Source organism: Pseudomonas sp. ATCC 13867, from assembly GCF_000349845.1.
In the GTDB taxonomy this organism is placed as follows: Bacteria; Pseudomonadota; Gammaproteobacteria; order Pseudomonadales; family Pseudomonadaceae; genus Pseudomonas.
In genome coordinates this window covers 775,574-792,240 of record NC_020829.1, presented here as the reverse complement: position 1 = coordinate 792,240, position 16,667 = coordinate 775,574, and the positions used below count along the sequence as shown (strand labels likewise).

Genomic DNA, 16,667 nt, shown 5'->3' with positions numbered 1-16,667 from the left:
TGAACCCTGTAGGAGCGAGCTTGCTCGCGAACCCGCCCAGCAGCGGGCCTAGAGCACTCCCGCCATTCGCCCCAACTGCGCGCAATCCTGCGCATGCCAGTCGGTCAGCTCGGGCCAGGGGTTCTCCGGAAGGTTGACCAACGCACTGTGCGCACCCGCCGCGCGGGCGCAGTCGAGGTCGAAGCGGTAGTCGCCGACCATCAGCATCCGCTGCGGCGCCACGTCCCAGCGCGCGGCCAGGCGCAGCAGGCCGTCCGCGCTGGGCTTGGGATCGGCCTCGCCACGGCCGAGGATGTCGCCGCTGTGGAAACAATCGCCCACCCCAATGGCGGCCAGGGTGATCAGCGCCAGCTCATGGGCGTTGCGGGTGAGGATGCCCAGGCGGTAGCCGGCCCCGTGCAACGCGCGCACCAGCGCCACCGCACCGGGCGCCGCGGTGGAGGCCACCGCCAGTTCGCGCTCATGCTCCAGCAGCCAGGCGTGCTTGGCCGCCGCCTCGTCCTCCGGCAATGCCGCGAGGTGGGAGAGGATGTCGTGTTCCTGGGGAATGCCCAAGGCCCGCTTGATCGCCGGGAAGTCGTGCACCGCCAGGGTCAGGGTGCCGTCCATGTCGAACACCCAGTGGCGGATGTCGCCGAGTTTCACGACCAATCCTCGCGATGACGAATCAGGCCTTCCTGGGTGGTGGACGTGACCAGTTGGCCGTCGCGGTTGAAGATGCTGCCGCGCACGAAGCCGCGGCCATTGCCGGCCCAGGGGCTGTCCATCGCATAGAGCAGCCACTCGTCCGCGCGCAGGTCGCGGTGGAACCACACAGAATGGTCGATGGTGGCAACCTGCATGTCCTTCTGCCACACCGAATGCCCGTGAGGCAGTAGCGAGGTGGTGAGGAAGCCGAAATCCGAGGCGTAGGCGAGGATGTACTTGTGCAGCGCCGGGATGTCCGGCAGCTTGCCGTCGGCGCGCAGCCAGAGGTACTTGATCGGCTCGCCGACCTGCGCCTCGTAGGGGTCGTTCTGGGTGACCGGGCGGATCTCGATGGGTTTGGGATACAGCAGTTTGTCGCGGATCAGTTCGGGGAACTGCTCGGCGCTGCGCTGCTTGAGCTCGAGATCCGTGGGCAGGTTCTCCGGGCCAACCACGTCAGGCATCGGGATCTGGTGCTGGAAGCCCTCCTCGTCGGTCTGGAAGGAGGTGCTCAGGGCGAAGATCGGCTGGCCCTTCTGGATCGCGGTGACGCGCCGGGTGCTGAAGGTGCCGCCGTCGCGCACGCGGTCGACCTGGTAGACGACCGGCTTGCTGGCATCCCCCGGGCGCAGGAAGTAGCCGTGCATCGAGTGCACGTGGCGCTCCGGGTCTACGGTCTGGCTGGCCGCCGACAGCGCCTGGCCGAGCACCTGCCCGCCGTACAGCTGGCGGAACCCGAGGTCCTGGCTCATGCCGCGAAACAGGTTTTCCTCGATGGGTTCCAGGCTCAACAGAGCGACCAGGTTGTCCAGGATCAGGGTCATGCGCTTTCCTCGAAAGACTCTACAGCTCGAATGGGTGACGACGCGGCGCCGGGTAGGCGGGGAGACTGGTCAGGCGAGTGTCCCATACCGCGCGGCCGATGGTGAAATGATAGAGGCTGACCGGACGGTCCGGTCCCTCGCCGAGCAATTCCTCCACCGCCGGGTCGAAGTAGCAGCCGATACCGGTGCCCGACAGCCCCGCCGCCTCGGCCTCCAGGTACAGCAGTTGGCCGATCTGCCCGCACTCCCAGTACAACCGGGGATAGCTCCAGGCGCCCTCGGCCAGGGCGGCGTCGAGGTCGGCGAGCATGGCGAAGGCGACACAGCCGTCGCTGGCGATGTCCTGCCCGCACGACAGGAAGGCGGACAGCCCGCGGGCATCGCCCTCCAGCAGGCGGTACAGCGGCAGGCCCGAGTCGCTGACCGACTGCCATTGGAAATCCCCGCGCAGGCCACCCGGCGTGCGTCCGCTGCGGCCCAGCCAGTAAAGCCCCGGCGCCAGGCCCTGGACACGGTGGACGAACAGCAGCAGGTCGACGCGCGCCGGCTCGCCGGTGCAGGCGAACGGTACCGGCGAGCGCTCCGGCAACAGGCGGCGCAGCCAGGCGTAGAGCAGTTCGGCCTGGATGCCGCTGCGGCCGTCCATCGACTGCGCGCTGCGCCGGCGGTGAAGGATCGGCCGCGCGGGCAGGCCGGGGTTATCCGCCGAGGCCTCGATGGTCTGCGCGGACCACGCCTGGGCCGGTAGCGCGGGCGCGCGGCAACACTGATGCACGCGCTCCAGTTCCGGCCAGTGGCGATAGTCTCGCGACAGGCGGTTGGGCGAACCGGCCAGTGGCAGTTCGGCGAGCCCGTTGAGCAACGCATCCGGGAGCGGAAATTCAGCGGCCCGTGGCGGCCCGATCCACAGCAGCACGTCCACGCTTTCGCGTTCGTCGAAGCCGTCGCGGTCCAGGCCGAACACGGCGTCCAATCGCGCCTCGGCGATGCCACGCAGCACACGGGCGTGCCAGCCTTGGATCGCGGCTGCGATACCCAGGCAGGCCAGCGCATGGCCAAGATCGTGCTGGCAATAGCGGTAGGCGCGCTCGCCATACTTCCAGGCTTCGCGCCAGGGAATGCTGGTCAGCGCCAGCAGGCAGCCGCCACTCGGAAGCGCCGCATCCAAGCCCGAGGCCAAGGGCACGGGCAACTCGGCGCGCACCTCCAGTACATGTTCGTCGGCACTGTAGTGCGCCAGCAGCGCGGAGTTATCCACAGCGCCGGCGGGCAGCAGCAGATAGGCCTCGGTGGGGTGCAGGTTGCCGCTGGAGGGATTGACCCGCAACGCCCAGCGGCTACCGCCGGCCTCTTTCCAGGCCGACAGCGCCAGGCTGTCGTAGAGCAGTTGCGAGACGCTTTGAAGGCTCAGAGTCGCCGGCTGGCCGATGGGCCCGGCGAACACCTCGTCGTAGCCGGGCGACTCCTCTTGCGGCCGGTGCAGCAGCTCGATGAGGCGGGCGCCGGCATAGCGGCGGAACGGTGCCGGCTGGGTCGCCCAGTCGAGCTGGCCGGGACCGGGGGCGAAGCGCTCCGGACGGTGCCGGCTCAGTTCGTGGTAGGTGCGTACGTCGTCTTCAGGAGTCATGCCTGATCTTCCCGGCTGATCCGGTACAGCACATGCTGGCGCAAGGCATGCCCCTCCGGCAGGCGTGGATGTTCGAAGTCGCCGGCCGCATCGCGTCGCATGCCCAGGCGCTGCATCAGCCCCTGCGACGGCAGGTTGGCCGGCACGGTGAAGGCGACCACTTCCGCCAGCTCCAGCGAATCGAAGGCAAAATCCAGTACCGCCCGCGCCGCTTCCAGCCCATAGCCCTGGCGCCAATAGGCGGTATTGAAGCGCCAGCCGATTTCCACCGCCGGAGTGAAGGCGGCTTCGAAGGACACATGCTGCAACCCGAGCACACCGATGAAGGCGCCATCCTCGCGGCGCTCGACGACCCACTGGCCAAAGCCGTGCGCGTCGAAATGCAGCAGGATGCGCGCGGCCAGCAGGTCACTCTCCTCGCGGCTCATGCAGGCGGGGAAGTGCCGCATCACCTCGGGGTCGGCGTTCAGCGTGGCGAACGTCGGCAGGTCATAGGCGCGCCAGGGCCGCAGCAGCAGCCGTTCGGTGGTCAGGCTGGGGATGTCCATCGCAAGGCTTCTCGATTCGTCAGGGTGTCCATGATACCTGCAGGCAGATCTGGCGAACGCAGCCCGTCCGGAACGCACAATCGTTTCAGCACAGCGCCGCCCGCTTCTGGTATTTTTATCGCACCTTCGCTGTCGGTCACTGCCTTGACCGTGCCCCGCGCAGACAGCCGCGCCACCACGGCGCACCTCGAAAAAGACCAAGGACTCCCCATGACCACCTCCCCCCCCGGACTGCACCGCAGCCCGGCCCTGGTGCTTTTCGCGCTGGCCGTCGGCGGCTTCGCCATCGGCACCACCGAATTCGCCACCATGAGCCTGCTGCCCTACTTCGCCCCGGCCCTGGGCATCGACGCCCCGACCGCCGGCCACGTGATCAGTGCCTACGCCCTGGGCGTGGTGGTCGGCGCGCCGCTGCTGGCGGTGCTCGGCGCGCGCCTGCCGCGGCGCACCCTGCTGGTGCTGCTGATGGCGCTGTTCGCCGTCGGCAACGGCCTCAGCGCCCTGGCGCCGACCTACCACTGGATGCTGCTGTTCCGCTTCATCAGCGGCCTGCCCCACGGCGCCTACTTCGGCATCGCCGCGCTGGTCGCCGCCTCCATCGTGCCGCCGCACCGGCGCACCGTGGCGGTCGGGCGGATGTTCCTCGGCCTCACCGTCGCCACCATCATCGGCGTACCGCTGGCCAACTGGCTGAGCCAGGCCGTGGGCTGGCGCTGGAGCTTCGCCCTGGTGGCCGCGCTGGGTGTGCTGACCATGATCTGTGTGCGCCTGCTGGCGCCCCATTCACCGGCCGAGCCGGACTCCAGTCCGCTGCGCGAGCTGGGCGCGCTCAGGCGCGGGCAGGTCTGGCTGACCCTGGGCATCGGCGCCATCGGCTTCGGCGGGCTGTTCGCCGTGTACACCTACCTGGCCGATATCCTCGGCGCGGTGACCCACGTGTCGCCGAGCATCGTGCCGCTGGTGATGGCGGTGTTCGGCATCGGCATGACCCTGGGCAACCTGTTCATCCCGGTGCTCGCCGACCGCGCCGTGATGCCCACCGCCGGCGGCCTGCTGGTGTGGAGCGCGGTGGTGCTGGCGATCTTCCCGTTCACTGCGGGGAACATCTGGACCATCTCGCTCTGCGTGTTCTTCGTCGGCTTCGGCGGCGCCCTCGGCACCGTGCTGCAGACCCGCCTGATGGACGTCGCCGAAGACGCCCAGGGCCTCGCCGCGGCCCTGAACCACTCGGCGTTCAACTTCGCCAATGCGCTGGGCCCGTACCTCGGCGGCCTGGCCCTGGCGGCCGGCTACGGCTGGACCTCGCCGGGCTGGGTCGGCAGCCTGCTGGCCATCGGCGGCTTCTTCCTGTGGTCGGTCTCGGTGGCCGCCAGCCGCAGCGCCCAGCGCAACGCAGCGGTTTCCACCGACTGCTGAGGCGCACACGGCCGGCGCATTGTCGGCCCTTTCGCCTGCGCCCTCCGGCGACGTACCCTGTCGCGCATCTCCCCCGCCCCGCCGACGCCATGCCGCTGCCCCTGGTCTACCACGACGACTACAGTCCGCCCTTCCCGGACAACCACCGCTTCCCGATGGAGAAGTTCCGCCTGCTGCGCGACTACCTGGTGGACAGCGGGCTGACCTGCGACACCGCGCTGCTGCGCCCGGAACTCTGCCCGGTGGAGATCCTCGCCCTGGCCCACGACCGCGCCTACATCGAACGCTACTGCGGCGGTGAGATGAGCCGCGAGGAGCTGCGCCGCCTCGGCCTGCCCTGGAGCGAAGCGCTGGCCCGGCGCACCGTGCGCGCGGTGGGCGGCTCGGTACTGAGCGCCGAACTGGCATTGCAACACGGCCTGGCCTGCCACCTGGCCGGCGGCACCCATCACGCGCATTACGACCACGCCTCGGGCTTCTGCATCTTCAACGACCTGGCTGTGATCAGCCTGTACCTGCTGGAAAGCGGCAAGGCCAATCGCGTGCTGATCTTCGACTGCGACGTGCACCAGGGCGACGGCACCGCGCGCATCCTGGAGAACGTGCCGGACGCGGTGACGGTGTCATTGCACTGTGAGAAGAACTTTCCGGCGCGCAAGGCCCAGAGCGACTGGGACATCCCCCTGCCGCTGCACCTGGGCGACGCCGGTTACCTGAAGGTGGTGGAAGAGGCACTGGACTACCTGCTGCCGCTGTACCAGCCGGACATCGTGCTCTACGACGCCGGCGTCGACGTGCACAAGGACGACGCCCTGGGCTACCTGCAACTCACCGACGCGGGGTTGGCGGCGCGCGACGAGCACGTCATCCGCCGCTGCCTGTCCAGCGACATCCCGGTGGTGGGCGTGATCGGCGGCGGCTACGACAAGGACCGCCAGGCCCTGGCGAGGCGCCACGGCATCCTGCACCACAGCGCCGGCCGGGTCGCGGCGGAGCGTCAGCTCATCCGGTAGCGCGAGTTGTTGGTGCACATGCGCGAGGGCAGGCGCTGCTGCTCCCAACGCACCCATTCGTGCTCGGAGAAGCCCAGCAGGGCCGCCGCGCGCTGCCTGCCATCCACGCCGAAGACCTTCTCGCAGACGCCCAGCACCTGCTCCGGCACATGATGCTTGAGCAGTTCCTGGGCCCGCAGGGGGCCGGCGCAATCCAGGTAGCGCGGCAGGAAGCGGCTCCAGTTGGTGTACACATAGAGGTTATGCAGCGCCACCTGCAACGAAATGCGTTCGAGCAGCTTCTGCTCGAACTTCAGCTTCGACTGCCGAAGGTTCTTTTCCAGGCGCACCAGCATATGTGCCACGGCCTCGTTCAACAGGTCGCGGATTTCATGGCTGGGCAGGCTTCGAATGACGATATCCACGCCATTGACACGCACTCGGGTATCGCTGCCCTCGCCCCACAGATGGGCCTCATGGGAACGGAGATAATCACGCACTTTCATCGACAGACACGACCGGATTTGCAACAGGCCGGCATGCTGACGGATTCACAAATGCGCCAGAATCAGGCGCACTCCCTATCCCCTGTAGGAATTGTCGCAATCGCTCCCCGCCGAGAATCCGAGAGCGCTGCGGCGAGCCGCCCCGTGGGTAACAGGCACTCCCGAGATCGCGGCCCCTGCGCCCCAGGTTGTCCACGGCAACGGTGGAGCAGCCTGTGGATAAGCTGCGGGAAAGTGCATGCAGCGCCGATGCCCGCGGCGTCCGGCGGAACTGGCTGGAAAATGTTCAATCGGGAAGCCCGGCCGCTGCGCTAGAATTGCGCCCCGTTCGCCCCCTTGCCTGGCCGCTCCATGACCGACATCCCCGCACTTGCCTCCCGCACCGCCATCGTCATCGGCGGCGGCCCCGCCGGCCTGATGGCCGCCGAAGTCCTGGCCGGCGCCGGCGTCAAAGTGGAGCTGTTCGACGCCATGCCCTCGGTCGGACGCAAGTTCCTGCTGGCCGGCGTGGGCGGCATGAACATCACCCACTCGGAGACGCGCGAGCCGTTCCTCTCGCGCTACGGGCGGCGCGCCGCGCGCCTGGCGCCGCTGATCGATGCCTTCGACAACCAGGCGCTGTGCCAATGGATCCACGGCCTGGGCATCGACACCTTCGTCGGCACCTCCGGCCGCGTCTTCCCCACCGACATGAAGGCCGCGCCGCTGCTGCGCGCCTGGCTCAAGCGCCTGCGCGACGCCGGCGTGGTCATCCACACCCGTCACCGCTGGCAGGGCTGGGACGCCGATGGCGCGCTGCTGATCGACAGCCCGGAAGGCCGCCGCAGTCTCAGCGCCGACGTCACCGTACTCGCCCTGGGTGGCGGCAGTTGGCAGCGTCTGGGCTCCGACGGCGCCTGGGTGCCGCTGCTGCGGGACAGGGATGTGGATGTGTCGCCGCTGCGCCCGGCCAACTGCGGCTTCGAGGTGGCGGGCTGGAGCGCATTCTTCCGCGACAAGTTCGCCGGCGCACCGGTCAAGCCGGTGGCCCTGTCCGTGGCCGGCAGCGAACCCCGCCAGGGCGAGTTCGTCGTTACCGCCGGCGGCATCGAGGGCAGCCTGGTCTACGCGCTGTCCGCCGCCATCCGCGAGCGCATCGAGCAGCACGGCAGCGCCACGGTGACCCTCGACCTGCTGCCCAACCGCAGCCTGGAACAGGTGGCCAAGGCCGTGGCCCAGCCACGCGGCTCCAAGTCCGTGGCCAATCACTTGCGCGGCCGCCTCGGCCTGGACGGCGTGCGCGCCGGGCTGCTGCGGGAGTTGTCCACAGCCGCCGACTATGCCGATCCGCAGCGTCTCGCCGCGCTGATCAAGGCGCTGCCACTGGCCGTGGTGCGCCCCCGTCCGCTGGACGAAGCCATCAGCAGCGCCGGCGGCGTGACCTTCGAAGCGCTGGACCAAGCCCTGATGCTCAAGGCGGCGCCCGGCGTGTTCTGCGCGGGCGAAATGCTCGACTGGGAAGCCCCCACCGGCGGCTACCTGCTCACGGCCTGCTTCGCCAGCGGCCGCGCCGCCGGACTCGGCGCCCTGCGCTGGCTGCAGAGAAGCGCCTGAGCGCCGCACAACTGGAACGATAGTGCTAGATTCCAGATTCCCACTCTGGAGTCGCCTGCATGCCACTGACCTTCCGCCGCGCCCGCCCCACCGATGTCGACGCCGCCATCCCGTTGATCTACAGCTCCGGTCCCGACGCCTTCGACTATGCCTTCGCCCGCCCCGGCCGCAGCAGCGCGACGGATTTCCTGCGCCATGCCTTCCTCCAGGGCAGCGGCCAGTTCGGCTGGCGCCAGCACTGGGTCGGCGAGCAGGACGGCCAGGTACTGGCAGCCGGCACGGCGTTCGGCGGCGAGGTGAACCTGGGCTACATGCTGGCGGCCACCCGGCAGATCCTCGGCTACTTCGGACTCGCCTCGCCGGCCGTGATGGTGCGTGGCCTGCAGTTGGAGCGGATCATCTGCCCTCCGCCCCGGCGCACGCTGTACCTGGCGCACCTGGGCGTCGCCCCCGAGCGGCGCGGCGAGGGACTGGGCAGCCAGTTGATCGACCATTTCCTGCATTGCGGCCGCCACGCCGGCCTGCCGATGGCGGCACTGGATGTCTCGGTGGCCAACCCCAGGGCCCAGGCGCTCTACGAACGCCTGGGCTTCAGCGTGCAGGTCGAGCGCCCCTCGACACTGCCCGGCGTCGCCAGCCACCGCTACATGCAGCGGCCGCTGTGAAGCCATTGGGGCGTGGGCGCGATGGTTTCTCGTAGAAGCGAGCTTGCTCGCGAAGGGATTCTCCCGGCGACCCGTGGTATTCCAGGCCGGCGTTGTTCGCGGGCAAGCGCCTACAAATGACGGTGATTCCCGGCGCTCACTTTCGACCGGTGAGAATGCTCAGCGGTTGCCCGGTTTCCTCTTCCCGGCCGGCTTGCCTGCGCCGCCGGGTTTTCCGGCCGACGGCCTGCTGCCGCCCAGGCCGAAGCCCGGCGCCTTGCGCACCGCCTTGACCTGCGGCTTGTCGTCCAGCAGCGCGCCGAGATGGACCTTGCCCGGCTTGCCCTCGGGCACCTTGGGTTGCTTGGGCTTCTTCGGCTTCTTCATCACCTGGCCGCCGGGCGCGGTGACGGGCACCCGGTGCTCCGCCTCGAAGCCATCTTCTTCCTGGCGCTGCAGGGTCTGGCCGATCAGCGTCTCGATGGCCGCCAGCTGCTGCACTTCATCGGCGCAGACCAGCGAGATCGCCTGACCGCTGGCACCGGCGCGGCCGGTCCGGCCGATGCGGTGCACGTAATCCTCGGGGACGATGGGCAGGTCGAAGTTGACCACCAGCGGCATTTCCTCGATGTCCAGGCCGCGCGCGGCGACGTCGGTGGCGACGAGGAAGTCCACCTCGCCGGCCTTGAACCGCGCCAGGGCGCGCAGACGCGAGGGCTGCGGCTTGTCGCCGTGGATCGAGTCGGCGCGGATGCCTTCGCGCTGCAGCAGGTCGACCAGTTCGTCGACGCCCTTGCGGGTCTTGGCGAACACCAGCGCCTGGCGCCAGCCCTGCTCGCGCAGCAGGTGCAGGAACAGCTCGGCCTTGCGCTTCTTGTCCACGGTGAGCAGGTGCTGCTTCACCGTCTTCGCCGCCGTGTTGCGCGGCGCCACGTCGATGGTCAGCGGGTCGAGCAGCAGGGTGCGGGCCATCTGGCGGATGGCGTCGGAGAAGGTCGCGGAGAACAGCAGGGTCTGCCGGCGCCTGGGCAGCGCGGCGAAGACTTCGTCCAGCTCGCGGGCGAAACCGAGGTCGAGCATGCGGTCGGCTTCGTCCAGCACCAGGGCCTGCAACTGGGTGAATTTCAGGGCGTTCTGCCGGTACAGGTCGAGCAGGCGGCCGGGGGTGGCCACCAGCACGTCGACGCCCTTGCGCAGCTTCATCATCTGCGGGTTGATGCTGACCCCGCCATACGCCACGGCGGTGCGCAGCGGCACGTGCTGGCCATAGGCGCGGAAGCTCTCGTGCACCTGCTCGGCCAGCTCGCGGGTCGGCACCAGCACCAGCGCGCGGATGGAATTGGCGGCCACCTGCGGGCCTTCCTGCAGCAGCTTCTGCAACAGCGGCAGGGCGAAACCGGCGGTCTTGCCGGTGCCGGTCTGGGCGGCGGCGAGCAGGTCGCGACCCTTGAGCACCGCGGGGATGGCCTGGGCCTGGACCGCCGTCGGGTTCTGGTAGCCGAGCCCGTCGAGGGCGCGCAGGAGAGGGTCGATCAGGCCGAGGGTGGCGAAGGTCATGGAGCGCTCGCAGAGAAGTCGGGAATGGGCGGCATTGTAGCCGCTGGGCTCAGTGACGCAGCAGCAGCGGGCCGTCGATGGGCACGTAGCGGCTGGCGGCGCGGATCAGCGCCTGGGCGGTGAGACCGGGTACGCCATAGGCGGTGGCGTCGGTGCCGCCGGCACGGACGCGTTCGAGCAGCAGGTCGAAGTCGCCGTCACCGGAAGCCAGGACGATTTCATCCACCTTGGGCGCGGCGTCGAGGATATCGATGGTGATACCCACGTCCCAGTCGCCCTTGGCCGAGCCATCGGCGCGCTGGATGTAGGGCTTGAGCCGCACGGTGAAGCCGAGGTTGCGCAGGATCTGCTGGAACTGCTGCTGCCTGGCATCGCCCCGCTCGATGGCGTAGGCGTAGGCCTGGACGATGGTGCCCTGGGCACTCAGCTCGGCCCACAGGGCGGCGTAGTTGAAGTGGCAGCCGTAGGCCTGACGCACGGTGTAGTAGAGGTTCTGCACGTCGGCGAACAGGGCGATGGTCTTCAACGGTGGCTCCGGGACTCGAACAGCGGGGGCGCATTATCGGCACAGCGCGCGGCCCCCGCCAGTCCCGGCGGACGGGATGAGCAGGCGGTCGGGTCAGCTGAACAGGTCGCTGTCGTCGTCGCCGAAGAAGCCCGAGTCGTCGCCGAAGCTGCCTCTGTCGTCGTAATTCGCATCGTTGAAGCCATTGTCGGCATAGCGGTCGCCGTCGGCGAAGGTATCGTCTCCTGGCGAGTCATCGAAGTTCGAAGGTTCCGGCTGCACCGGCTGCTCCTGGATCACCTCGACGATTTCCTGCGGCTGGCTGTGGTGGAACATACTGGTCAGCAGGTCCGCCACCATCACCCCGCCGGCCACGCCGGCGGCGGTCTGCAGGGCTCCGCGCATGAAGCCGCCGCCCTGGGACGCGGCCTGGGCCGGCCGGAAGTCATTGGGGTTGCTGGCGTAACTGGCGCTGCCGCCGGGCTGCGAGAAGCGCGTCTGCCCCCAGCCGTCCGGGCGTTGCTGCGCTTGCGCCGGGCGCGGCTCCTGGCCCTGGCCGCCGCCGAACAGACCGGCGAGGAAGCCGCCGCTGCTCGGACGCCTCTCCCTGGCCTGGGCCTCAAGCTCCTTGACGCGCTGGTCCAGGCGCTTGATCGCCGCTTCCTGGATCAGCATCGCCTGGGCCATGTAGTACGGCGCCGCCGGCTGCCGCACCAGGTGCCGGTTGATCTGCGCCTCGGCCTGGGCATCGCGCGGCGCTGTCTGCGCCTCGGCGTCGCGCAGGCGGACGAACAGGCCATCGATCAGGGATTGCTCTTCGGAATTCATGGCGAGCCTCGAGTGAGCGGGGTGTGCAACGGAAGATTGGATCGGGACGCTAAAAAACAAGTTCCAGTGACTGAAATGTCCTACCTTCAACTGAAGGTTTGCTTAAGTTAGAGTCGAGGCCCTTCGATCCGTCTACCATGCCGATGAATCCCATCTCCGTCCTGCGCGATACCTGGTTCTTCTTCACCCGTCACATCGGCACGCTGCTACCGCTGTGCCTGCCGTGGATCATCGTGGAAACGCTGGTCCAGCAGCAGATCGACGTCGCCACCGACTCGCAGAACTTCGCTCCCTGGGGCATGGCCGCCGGGCTGGTGTTCTATCCGCTGTACACCGCCAGCCTGATCCTCTTCCTGATCGACTGTGGCGAGGGCCGTGAACGCGGCGTCCGCGAGCTGTGGAACGCGGCGCTGCGGCTGTGGCCGGCCTTCGCCCTGCTTTCGGCGCTGAGCTCGCTGCTGATCCTGGTCGGCCTGACGCTGTATGTGCTGCCGGGCATCTTCTTCATGATCAAGATGGCCTTCTCCGAGTTTCTCCTGGTGCAACGCGGGAACTCGCCCATCGACGCCATGCGCGAGAGCTTCCGCCTGACCACCGGGCACTTCTTCCTGCTGCTCATCACAGCGCTGGTGATCCTCGCGCCGGTCTGGCTGGCCGAAGGCTGGATCACCCAGGTCGGTCAGGCGTCCCCTGGGCTGGGCGTGCTGCTGCACTCGGCCAGCGGCTTCTTCCAGTTGCTGGTGACGGTCGCGGCGTACCGCATCTTCATCCTCGGCCCCGGACGCGAAGGGCAGGAGGAACGCGAGGCCTGAGGCCGCGCAGCAATCGGCAACACTTCGCCACGGCGAACCGCCAGGCCGCCTTCTACGCTGGAGTCTTCTGCCCTCGACCGGAGACTCCCGTGAGCGACCAACCCAGCTATCCGCCCAGCTGCATTTCGCACATTTCCATCGGCACCAACGACTTCGCCCGCGCCAGGGCCTTCTATGACGCCGTGCTGCCCGCCCTGGGCTGCAGGACGATCATGCAGCACCCCGGCGCCGTGGCCTACGGCCGCGTGTTCCCCGAGTTCTGGGTGCAGACGCCGATCGACGGCCGCCCCGCCAGCGTCGGCAACGGCACGCACTTCGGCTTCATGGCCAACTCCCGCGAAGAGGTGGATGCCTTCTACCGTGCCGCGATTGCCGCCGGCGCCACCGACGACGGCGCACCGGGCCCGCGCCCGCAGTATGGCGACCCTTACTACGGCTGCTTCATCCGCGACCTGGATGGGCACAAGATCGAGGCATCGTTCTGGGACATGGCTCTGGCAGGCGGCGGTTTCGACAGCCACTCCCACTGACCCGACATACGTAGGGCGCATAACCCGGAACGGGGTATCCGCCCTACGAAGAGCGACCGTAACCCGCCTGTAGGAGCGAGGGGGACGCCATCGTTATTGCTCGCGAACCGGGATCGACCCCGGCGCCAGGGCGGTTCGCGAGCAAGCTCGCTCCTACGAAGAGCTAATGCCCGGGTTTGAGCCCCGACATCTTCGGCACCAGCAGCTTCTCGAACAGCCGCGGGAAGAAGCGCGCCAGGATCCGCGCCCGCCAGTTGACGTTGGACAGCACCAGCAACCGCCTGCGGCGCAGCGCGGCCTGGTAGATCGCCTCGGCCACGTCGCGCGGCGAGGCCACCTCGGCGCCCAGCACCACCGCCGGCTGACGAATCACCGAGCCGTCGCCCACCAGCGCGTTCTTGCGCAGGTCGGTGGCGGTGAAGCCGGGGCAGGCCAGGGTGATCGCCACACCCGTGCCTTCCAGCTCCATCCGCAGTGTGTCGAACAGCCCGTGCAAGGCATGCTTGCTGGCGTTGTAGGCGCTGCGGTAGAGCAAGGGCGCGAAGCCGGTCAGCGAGCTGAGCACGACGATCTGCCCGCGCCGCGCCAGCAGGCTGGGCAGCGCCGCCTGGGTGCAGTGCAGCGCGCCATAGAAATTCACCGCCATGACCCGCTGGAACACCGCAAGCTCGGTATCGGCGAACAGGCTGCGGTGGGTAATGCCAGCGTTATTCACCAGCACGTCGAGGCCACCGAAGCGTTCGATGGCCAGCGCCACTGATTGACGCACCGCCTCGGGGTCGGCGATGTCGCAGCGCAGACCAAGCGCCTCGACGTTCAGGTGCTCGCGCAGGTGCTGCACCAGGCTGTCCAGCGCCGCCTGGTCGAGGTCGAGGATCACCAGGTGCGAACCGGCCTGGGCGAAGCGCAACGCCAGGGCGCGGCCGATCCCCGAGCAGCCGCCGGTGACCAGCACCACCTTGTGCCGATAGGCCTGGCGGGTGAAGAATTTGCGCGGCATGCCAACCTCCTCAGAGCCTGTTCAAGGTCTCGCCGAACGCAGCTCAGGCAAGGCAAAAACAGGCGAAAAAGCGCAGCTTACGAGTTGTAAATGAGCATTTTGAGCCTGTTTTCAACGCCGCATGAGCAAGTGCAGGCAGACATTGAGCAGGCTCTCAGAGGGACGCGTGGGTCCCGTCGCAGCACGGCGGCGTGTGGCTGTGCTTGCAGCCGCAGAAGAACAGCAGCTCGTCCCGCTCGGCGTGGTACTTCAATGGCAGCAGGCCGGTGCCCTTGTGCGAGCCGTCGCAGAACGGCTGGCTGGCGCTGCGGCCGCAGCGGCACCAGAAATAGCCTTCGCCGGCGTGGACCTCCACCGCATAGGGTCCGCGCTGGGCTATCAAGGCCTCGGTCATGGGACGAACCTCCCGGCGCAACCGCGCCTCAAGGTTGCAGAATGCTTCGTGAGGGAAACGCACAGGTGAAATGCGCGGTCACAAACACTATCCTCTCGCACATCTAGGATAGTCCCTAAGCTCCATGAACCTCTCGTTGCCGCGTCGCGTCCTGTTCCTGCTGCTCATCGTCCTGCTGCTCGCCGCGACCGTCGGCGCCTGGCTGCTGGCCTGGCGTCCCGCCGAGCGGGAGCCGGTGGCCGCGCAATGCCGCTCCCCGGCGCCGCAGCTGCAACCGGGGCAGGCACTGAAGGTGATGACCTGGAACGTCCAGTACCTGGCCGGCAAGCGCTACATCTTCTGGGACGACCTGCCCGACACCACCGGACCGGACGACAAGCCCAGCGCCGAAGACATCGCCTACAGCCTCGACGAAGTGGTACGGGTGATCCGCGACGAAGCGCCGGACATCGTGCTGCTGCAGGAAGTCGACGATGGCGCGGCGGCCACCGGCAAGCAGGACCAGCAGGCCCTGCTCGGCGACCGCCTGACCGACCTCTACCCCTGCTCCACCGCCGCCTTCGACTGGAAGGCGCACTTCGATCCCAACCCCCACGTGTTCGGCAGCGCCGGGCGCAAGCTGGTGACCTTCAGCCGCTTCCAGATCAGCGGCGGCGAACGCATCGCCCTGCCGCAGCGCGCGTCGATCCCGCTGCTGCGCCTGTTCGCGCCGCAGCCGGCCTTGTTGCAGAGCGAGTTGCCGATCCGCGGCGGCGGCCGGCTCACGGTGATCAATACCCGACTGGAGCGCCCGAACGGCGACGACACCCCGCAGCGCCAGGTCGAAGCCCTGGAAGCCCACCTCAGCCGCCTGCAGGCCGCCGGCCAGCCGTGGCTGCTCGGGGGCGATCTCGGCCTGCTGCCGCTGGGCCAGTACCCCTACCTGCCCGACGTGCTGCGCGCGCCCTACCGCGCCAACAGCGAGCTGAACCTGCTGGCGGCGCGTTTCCCGGTGATCCCGGCGGTGCAGGAATCCAGCGGCGCCGAGCAGGAACAGTGGTACACCCACTTCCCCAACGACCCGCGCGTGCACAACCCCGACCGCACCCTCGACTACCTGTTCTACAGCTCCCGGCTGAACCGCATCGACGCGGGTGTGCGGCGCAACGATACCCTGCGCATCTCCAACCACCTGCCGCTCAACGGGCGCTTCCTGCTGCCACACTGAGCGCTGCCGCACGCCCTCGCCGGCCAAGGCTGGACAAGAGCGCCGGCCCCGACGCATGCTGCGCCAGCGACATACGACAACGATAATCCTCGCCCCAGGTAGCCATGCTCCTTCGCCGTATCGCCTGGCTGATCGCCATGCTGTTCTGCCTCCAGGCCAGTGCCCGTGACAACCCCGGCCTGGCCGACCGCCTGCCGCACCCGCTGCCGGTGCTGGATGTCGGTTACTACGAATTTCCGCCCTACACCTACACCGCCCCCGACGGCAGCACCCGCGGCAGCGGCGCCGAGATGGTCCGGCGCATCCTGCTCAAGGCCGGCTACCGCGCCCGCTTCCGCTCGCTGCCCAGCGCGCGCCTGTACCTCGGCCTGCAGGACGGCAGCGTACAGCTATGGGCCGGCGCCCCCGGCAAGCCCGAGCTGGTTGGCAGCACCCTGGAGTGCGAGCGCACGCTCGGCCACGCCGACCTCAACCTCTACCGCCTGCCCTCGCACGATGCGCCACAACTGCCGCAGGGACTGGCTGGCAGCCGGATCATCCTGATCAGCGGCTACAGCTACTGGAAACCGATCACCGACATGCTGGACGACCCGCACCTGAAACTGGAACTGCACCGCACCAGCACCCACGTGGCGGCGCTGCAGATGCTCGACCGCCAGCGCGGCGACTACCTGATCGACTACCAGGCGCCCGTGGAACAGGCCCGCCGCGAACTGGGGATGGCGCCGCTGGCCTTCGACCGGCTGTACAGCGTGCCGACCAAACTCATCGTCTCCCGCCGCGCGCCCCATGCCGAGGCGCTGCGCGCACAGCTCGACCGCGCCTACGACGAGTTGAAGGCGGCGGGATATGAGATGGAGTTGCCGTAAAGCGATACCCATCCTGCGAGAACAGGCGGCCCTGCATCCCGACACCTGTAGCGTCAGTGATCGGGTCTTCCCCCACGCAGGAGCATCGCGGGTGAATCCGCTCCTACAAGAGCCCTCGTGGCCCTCCC

At 68.5% G+C, this 16,667-nt stretch carries 18 protein-coding genes; 8 read left to right on the top strand and 10 right to left on the bottom strand.

What is annotated here, in order from left to right; genetic code table 11:
- Nucleotides 1–48: 48 nt before the first annotated feature.
- From H681_RS03710 to H681_RS03695, 4 genes are read right to left on the bottom strand one after another with little or no spacing between them, the layout of a single operon-like run.
- The gene (locus H681_RS03710) at nt 49–645 is read right to left on the bottom strand and encodes an HAD family hydrolase (RefSeq protein WP_015475493.1); all 597 of its coding nucleotides are present in this window, start codon (nt 643–645) and stop codon (nt 49–51) included.
- Complete coding sequence (gene tesB, locus H681_RS03705; RefSeq protein ID WP_015475492.1) at nt 642–1,511, bottom strand: acyl-CoA thioesterase II; 870 nt, start codon at nt 1,509–1,511, stop codon at nt 642–644. The genes H681_RS03710 and tesB overlap by 4 nt, the downstream gene beginning before the upstream one ends.
- 19 nt (nt 1,512–1,530) lie before the next feature.
- A complete protein-coding gene (locus H681_RS03700; protein ID WP_015475491.1) occupies nt 1,531–3,138 on the bottom strand; it encodes a nitroreductase family protein in 1,608 nt (535 codons plus the stop codon).
- Nucleotides 3,135–3,686: a GNAT family N-acetyltransferase gene (locus H681_RS03695; protein WP_015475490.1), complete on the bottom strand. Its 552-nt coding sequence runs from the start codon at nt 3,684–3,686 to the stop codon at nt 3,135–3,137. Before H681_RS03695 ends, H681_RS03700 begins: the two co-directional genes overlap by 4 nt.
- Before the next feature lie 210 nt (nt 3,687–3,896).
- Here H681_RS03695 and H681_RS03690 point away from each other — a divergent pair, with 210 nt between their 5' ends.
- Both H681_RS03690 and H681_RS03685 read left to right on the top strand, forming a co-directional pair.
- Nucleotides 3,897–5,102, top strand: a complete 1,206-nt coding sequence (locus tag H681_RS03690; RefSeq protein WP_015475489.1) for an MFS transporter — start codon at nt 3,897–3,899, stop codon at nt 5,100–5,102.
- Nucleotides 5,103–5,191: 89 nt separating this feature from the next.
- Entirely contained in the window at nt 5,192–6,115 is a 924-nt protein-coding gene (locus H681_RS03685; RefSeq protein WP_015475488.1) for a histone deacetylase family protein, read from the top strand.
- Here H681_RS03685 and H681_RS03680 read toward each other — a convergent pair.
- Nucleotides 6,100–6,600 carry a hypothetical protein gene (locus H681_RS03680; RefSeq protein ID WP_015475487.1) on the bottom strand — a complete coding sequence of 167 codons (501 nt, stop codon included), beginning with the start codon at nt 6,598–6,600 and terminating at the stop codon, nt 6,100–6,102. The genes H681_RS03685 and H681_RS03680 overlap by 16 nt on opposite strands.
- A gap of 417 nt (nt 6,601–7,017) precedes the next feature.
- Here H681_RS03680 and H681_RS03675 point away from each other — a divergent pair, with 417 nt between their 5' ends.
- Both H681_RS03675 and H681_RS03670 read left to right on the top strand, forming a co-directional pair.
- On the top strand, nt 7,018–8,193 hold the full coding sequence (locus tag H681_RS03675) for a TIGR03862 family flavoprotein (protein ID WP_041712357.1): 1,176 nt from the start codon (nt 7,018–7,020) through the stop codon (nt 8,191–8,193).
- A gap of 59 nt (nt 8,194–8,252) precedes the next feature.
- A complete protein-coding gene (locus H681_RS03670; protein WP_015475485.1) occupies nt 8,253–8,858 on the top strand; it encodes a GNAT family N-acetyltransferase in 606 nt (201 codons plus the stop codon).
- 159 nt (nt 8,859–9,017) lie between these two features.
- Here H681_RS03670 and H681_RS03665 read toward each other — a convergent pair whose 3' ends face one another.
- From H681_RS03665 to H681_RS03655, 3 genes are all read right to left on the bottom strand, one after another.
- Nucleotides 9,018–10,394 (bottom strand): DEAD/DEAH box helicase, encoded by a 1,377-nt coding sequence (locus H681_RS03665; RefSeq protein ID WP_015475484.1) that lies wholly within the window; start codon nt 10,392–10,394, stop codon nt 9,018–9,020.
- Between the two features lie 49 nt (nt 10,395–10,443).
- The gene (locus tag H681_RS03660; RefSeq protein WP_015475483.1) at nt 10,444–10,920 is read right to left on the bottom strand and encodes a LabA-like NYN domain-containing protein; all 477 of its coding nucleotides are present in this window, start codon (nt 10,918–10,920) and stop codon (nt 10,444–10,446) included.
- A gap of 93 nt (nt 10,921–11,013) precedes the next feature.
- Entirely contained in the window at nt 11,014–11,727 is a 714-nt protein-coding gene (locus H681_RS03655; protein ID WP_015475482.1) for a DUF2076 domain-containing protein, read from the bottom strand.
- A 143-nt stretch (nt 11,728–11,870) separates the two neighbouring features.
- Between H681_RS03655 and H681_RS03650 the strand changes: the two genes are divergently transcribed.
- Nucleotides 11,871–12,539, top strand: a complete 669-nt coding sequence (locus tag H681_RS03650) for a YciC family protein (protein ID WP_041712355.1) — start codon at nt 11,871–11,873, stop codon at nt 12,537–12,539.
- Between the two features lie 89 nt (nt 12,540–12,628).
- Nucleotides 12,629–13,069 (top strand): VOC family protein, encoded by a 441-nt coding sequence (locus H681_RS03645; RefSeq protein ID WP_015475480.1) that lies wholly within the window; start codon nt 12,629–12,631, stop codon nt 13,067–13,069.
- A gap of 163 nt (nt 13,070–13,232) precedes the next feature.
- Here H681_RS03645 and H681_RS03640 read toward each other — a convergent pair whose 3' ends face one another.
- Together H681_RS03640 and H681_RS03635 are read right to left on the bottom strand one after the other, a co-directional pair.
- Nucleotides 13,233–14,069: an SDR family oxidoreductase gene (locus tag H681_RS03640; RefSeq protein ID WP_015475479.1), complete on the bottom strand. Its 837-nt coding sequence runs from the start codon at nt 14,067–14,069 to the stop codon at nt 13,233–13,235.
- A 154-nt stretch (nt 14,070–14,223) separates the two neighbouring features.
- Nucleotides 14,224–14,463, bottom strand: a complete 240-nt coding sequence (locus tag H681_RS03635) for a CDGSH iron-sulfur domain-containing protein (protein ID WP_015475478.1) — start codon at nt 14,461–14,463, stop codon at nt 14,224–14,226.
- A 124-nt stretch (nt 14,464–14,587) separates the two neighbouring features.
- On the opposite strand from H681_RS03635, the gene H681_RS03630 reads away from it, so the two are divergent.
- Both H681_RS03630 and H681_RS03625 read left to right on the top strand, forming a co-directional pair.
- Nucleotides 14,588–15,670 carry an endonuclease/exonuclease/phosphatase family protein gene (locus tag H681_RS03630; protein ID WP_015475477.1) on the top strand — a complete coding sequence of 361 codons (1,083 nt, stop codon included), beginning with the start codon at nt 14,588–14,590 and terminating at the stop codon, nt 15,668–15,670.
- A gap of 104 nt (nt 15,671–15,774) precedes the next feature.
- A complete protein-coding gene (locus tag H681_RS03625) occupies nt 15,775–16,539 on the top strand; it encodes a substrate-binding periplasmic protein (protein ID WP_015475476.1) in 765 nt (254 codons plus the stop codon).
- Nucleotides 16,540–16,667: the final 128 nt, after the last annotated feature.

Coding starts and splice junctions, on each gene's coding strand:
- tesB (WP_015475492.1), bottom strand. CDS start 1,511: ATGACCCTGATCCTGGACAACCTGGTCGCTCTGTTGAGCCTGGAACCC.
- H681_RS03700 (WP_015475491.1), bottom strand. CDS start 3,138: ATGACTCCTGAAGACGACGTACGCACCTACCACGAACTGAGCCGGCAC.
- H681_RS03695 (WP_015475490.1), bottom strand. CDS start 3,686: ATGGACATCCCCAGCCTGACCACCGAACGGCTGCTGCTGCGGCCCTGG.
- H681_RS03690 (WP_015475489.1), top strand. CDS start 3,897: ATGACCACCTCCCCCCCCGGACTGCACCGCAGCCCGGCCCTGGTGCTT.
- H681_RS03685 (WP_015475488.1), top strand. CDS start 5,192: ATGCCGCTGCCCCTGGTCTACCACGACGACTACAGTCCGCCCTTCCCG.
- H681_RS03680 (WP_015475487.1), bottom strand. CDS start 6,600: ATGAAAGTGCGTGATTATCTCCGTTCCCATGAGGCCCATCTGTGGGGC.
- H681_RS03675 (WP_041712357.1), top strand. CDS start 7,018: ATGGCCGCCGAAGTCCTGGCCGGCGCCGGCGTCAAAGTGGAGCTGTTC.
- H681_RS03670 (WP_015475485.1), top strand. CDS start 8,253: ATGCCACTGACCTTCCGCCGCGCCCGCCCCACCGATGTCGACGCCGCC.
- H681_RS03665 (WP_015475484.1), bottom strand. CDS start 10,394: ATGACCTTCGCCACCCTCGGCCTGATCGACCCTCTCCTGCGCGCCCTC.
- H681_RS03655 (WP_015475482.1), bottom strand. CDS start 11,727: ATGAATTCCGAAGAGCAATCCCTGATCGATGGCCTGTTCGTCCGCCTG.
- H681_RS03650 (WP_041712355.1), top strand. CDS start 11,871: ATGAATCCCATCTCCGTCCTGCGCGATACCTGGTTCTTCTTCACCCGT.
- H681_RS03640 (WP_015475479.1), bottom strand. CDS start 14,069: ATGCCGCGCAAATTCTTCACCCGCCAGGCCTATCGGCACAAGGTGGTG.
- H681_RS03635 (WP_015475478.1), bottom strand. CDS start 14,463: ATGACCGAGGCCTTGATAGCCCAGCGCGGACCCTATGCGGTGGAGGTC.
- H681_RS03630 (WP_015475477.1), top strand. CDS start 14,588: ATGAACCTCTCGTTGCCGCGTCGCGTCCTGTTCCTGCTGCTCATCGTC.
- H681_RS03625 (WP_015475476.1), top strand. CDS start 15,775: ATGCTCCTTCGCCGTATCGCCTGGCTGATCGCCATGCTGTTCTGCCTC.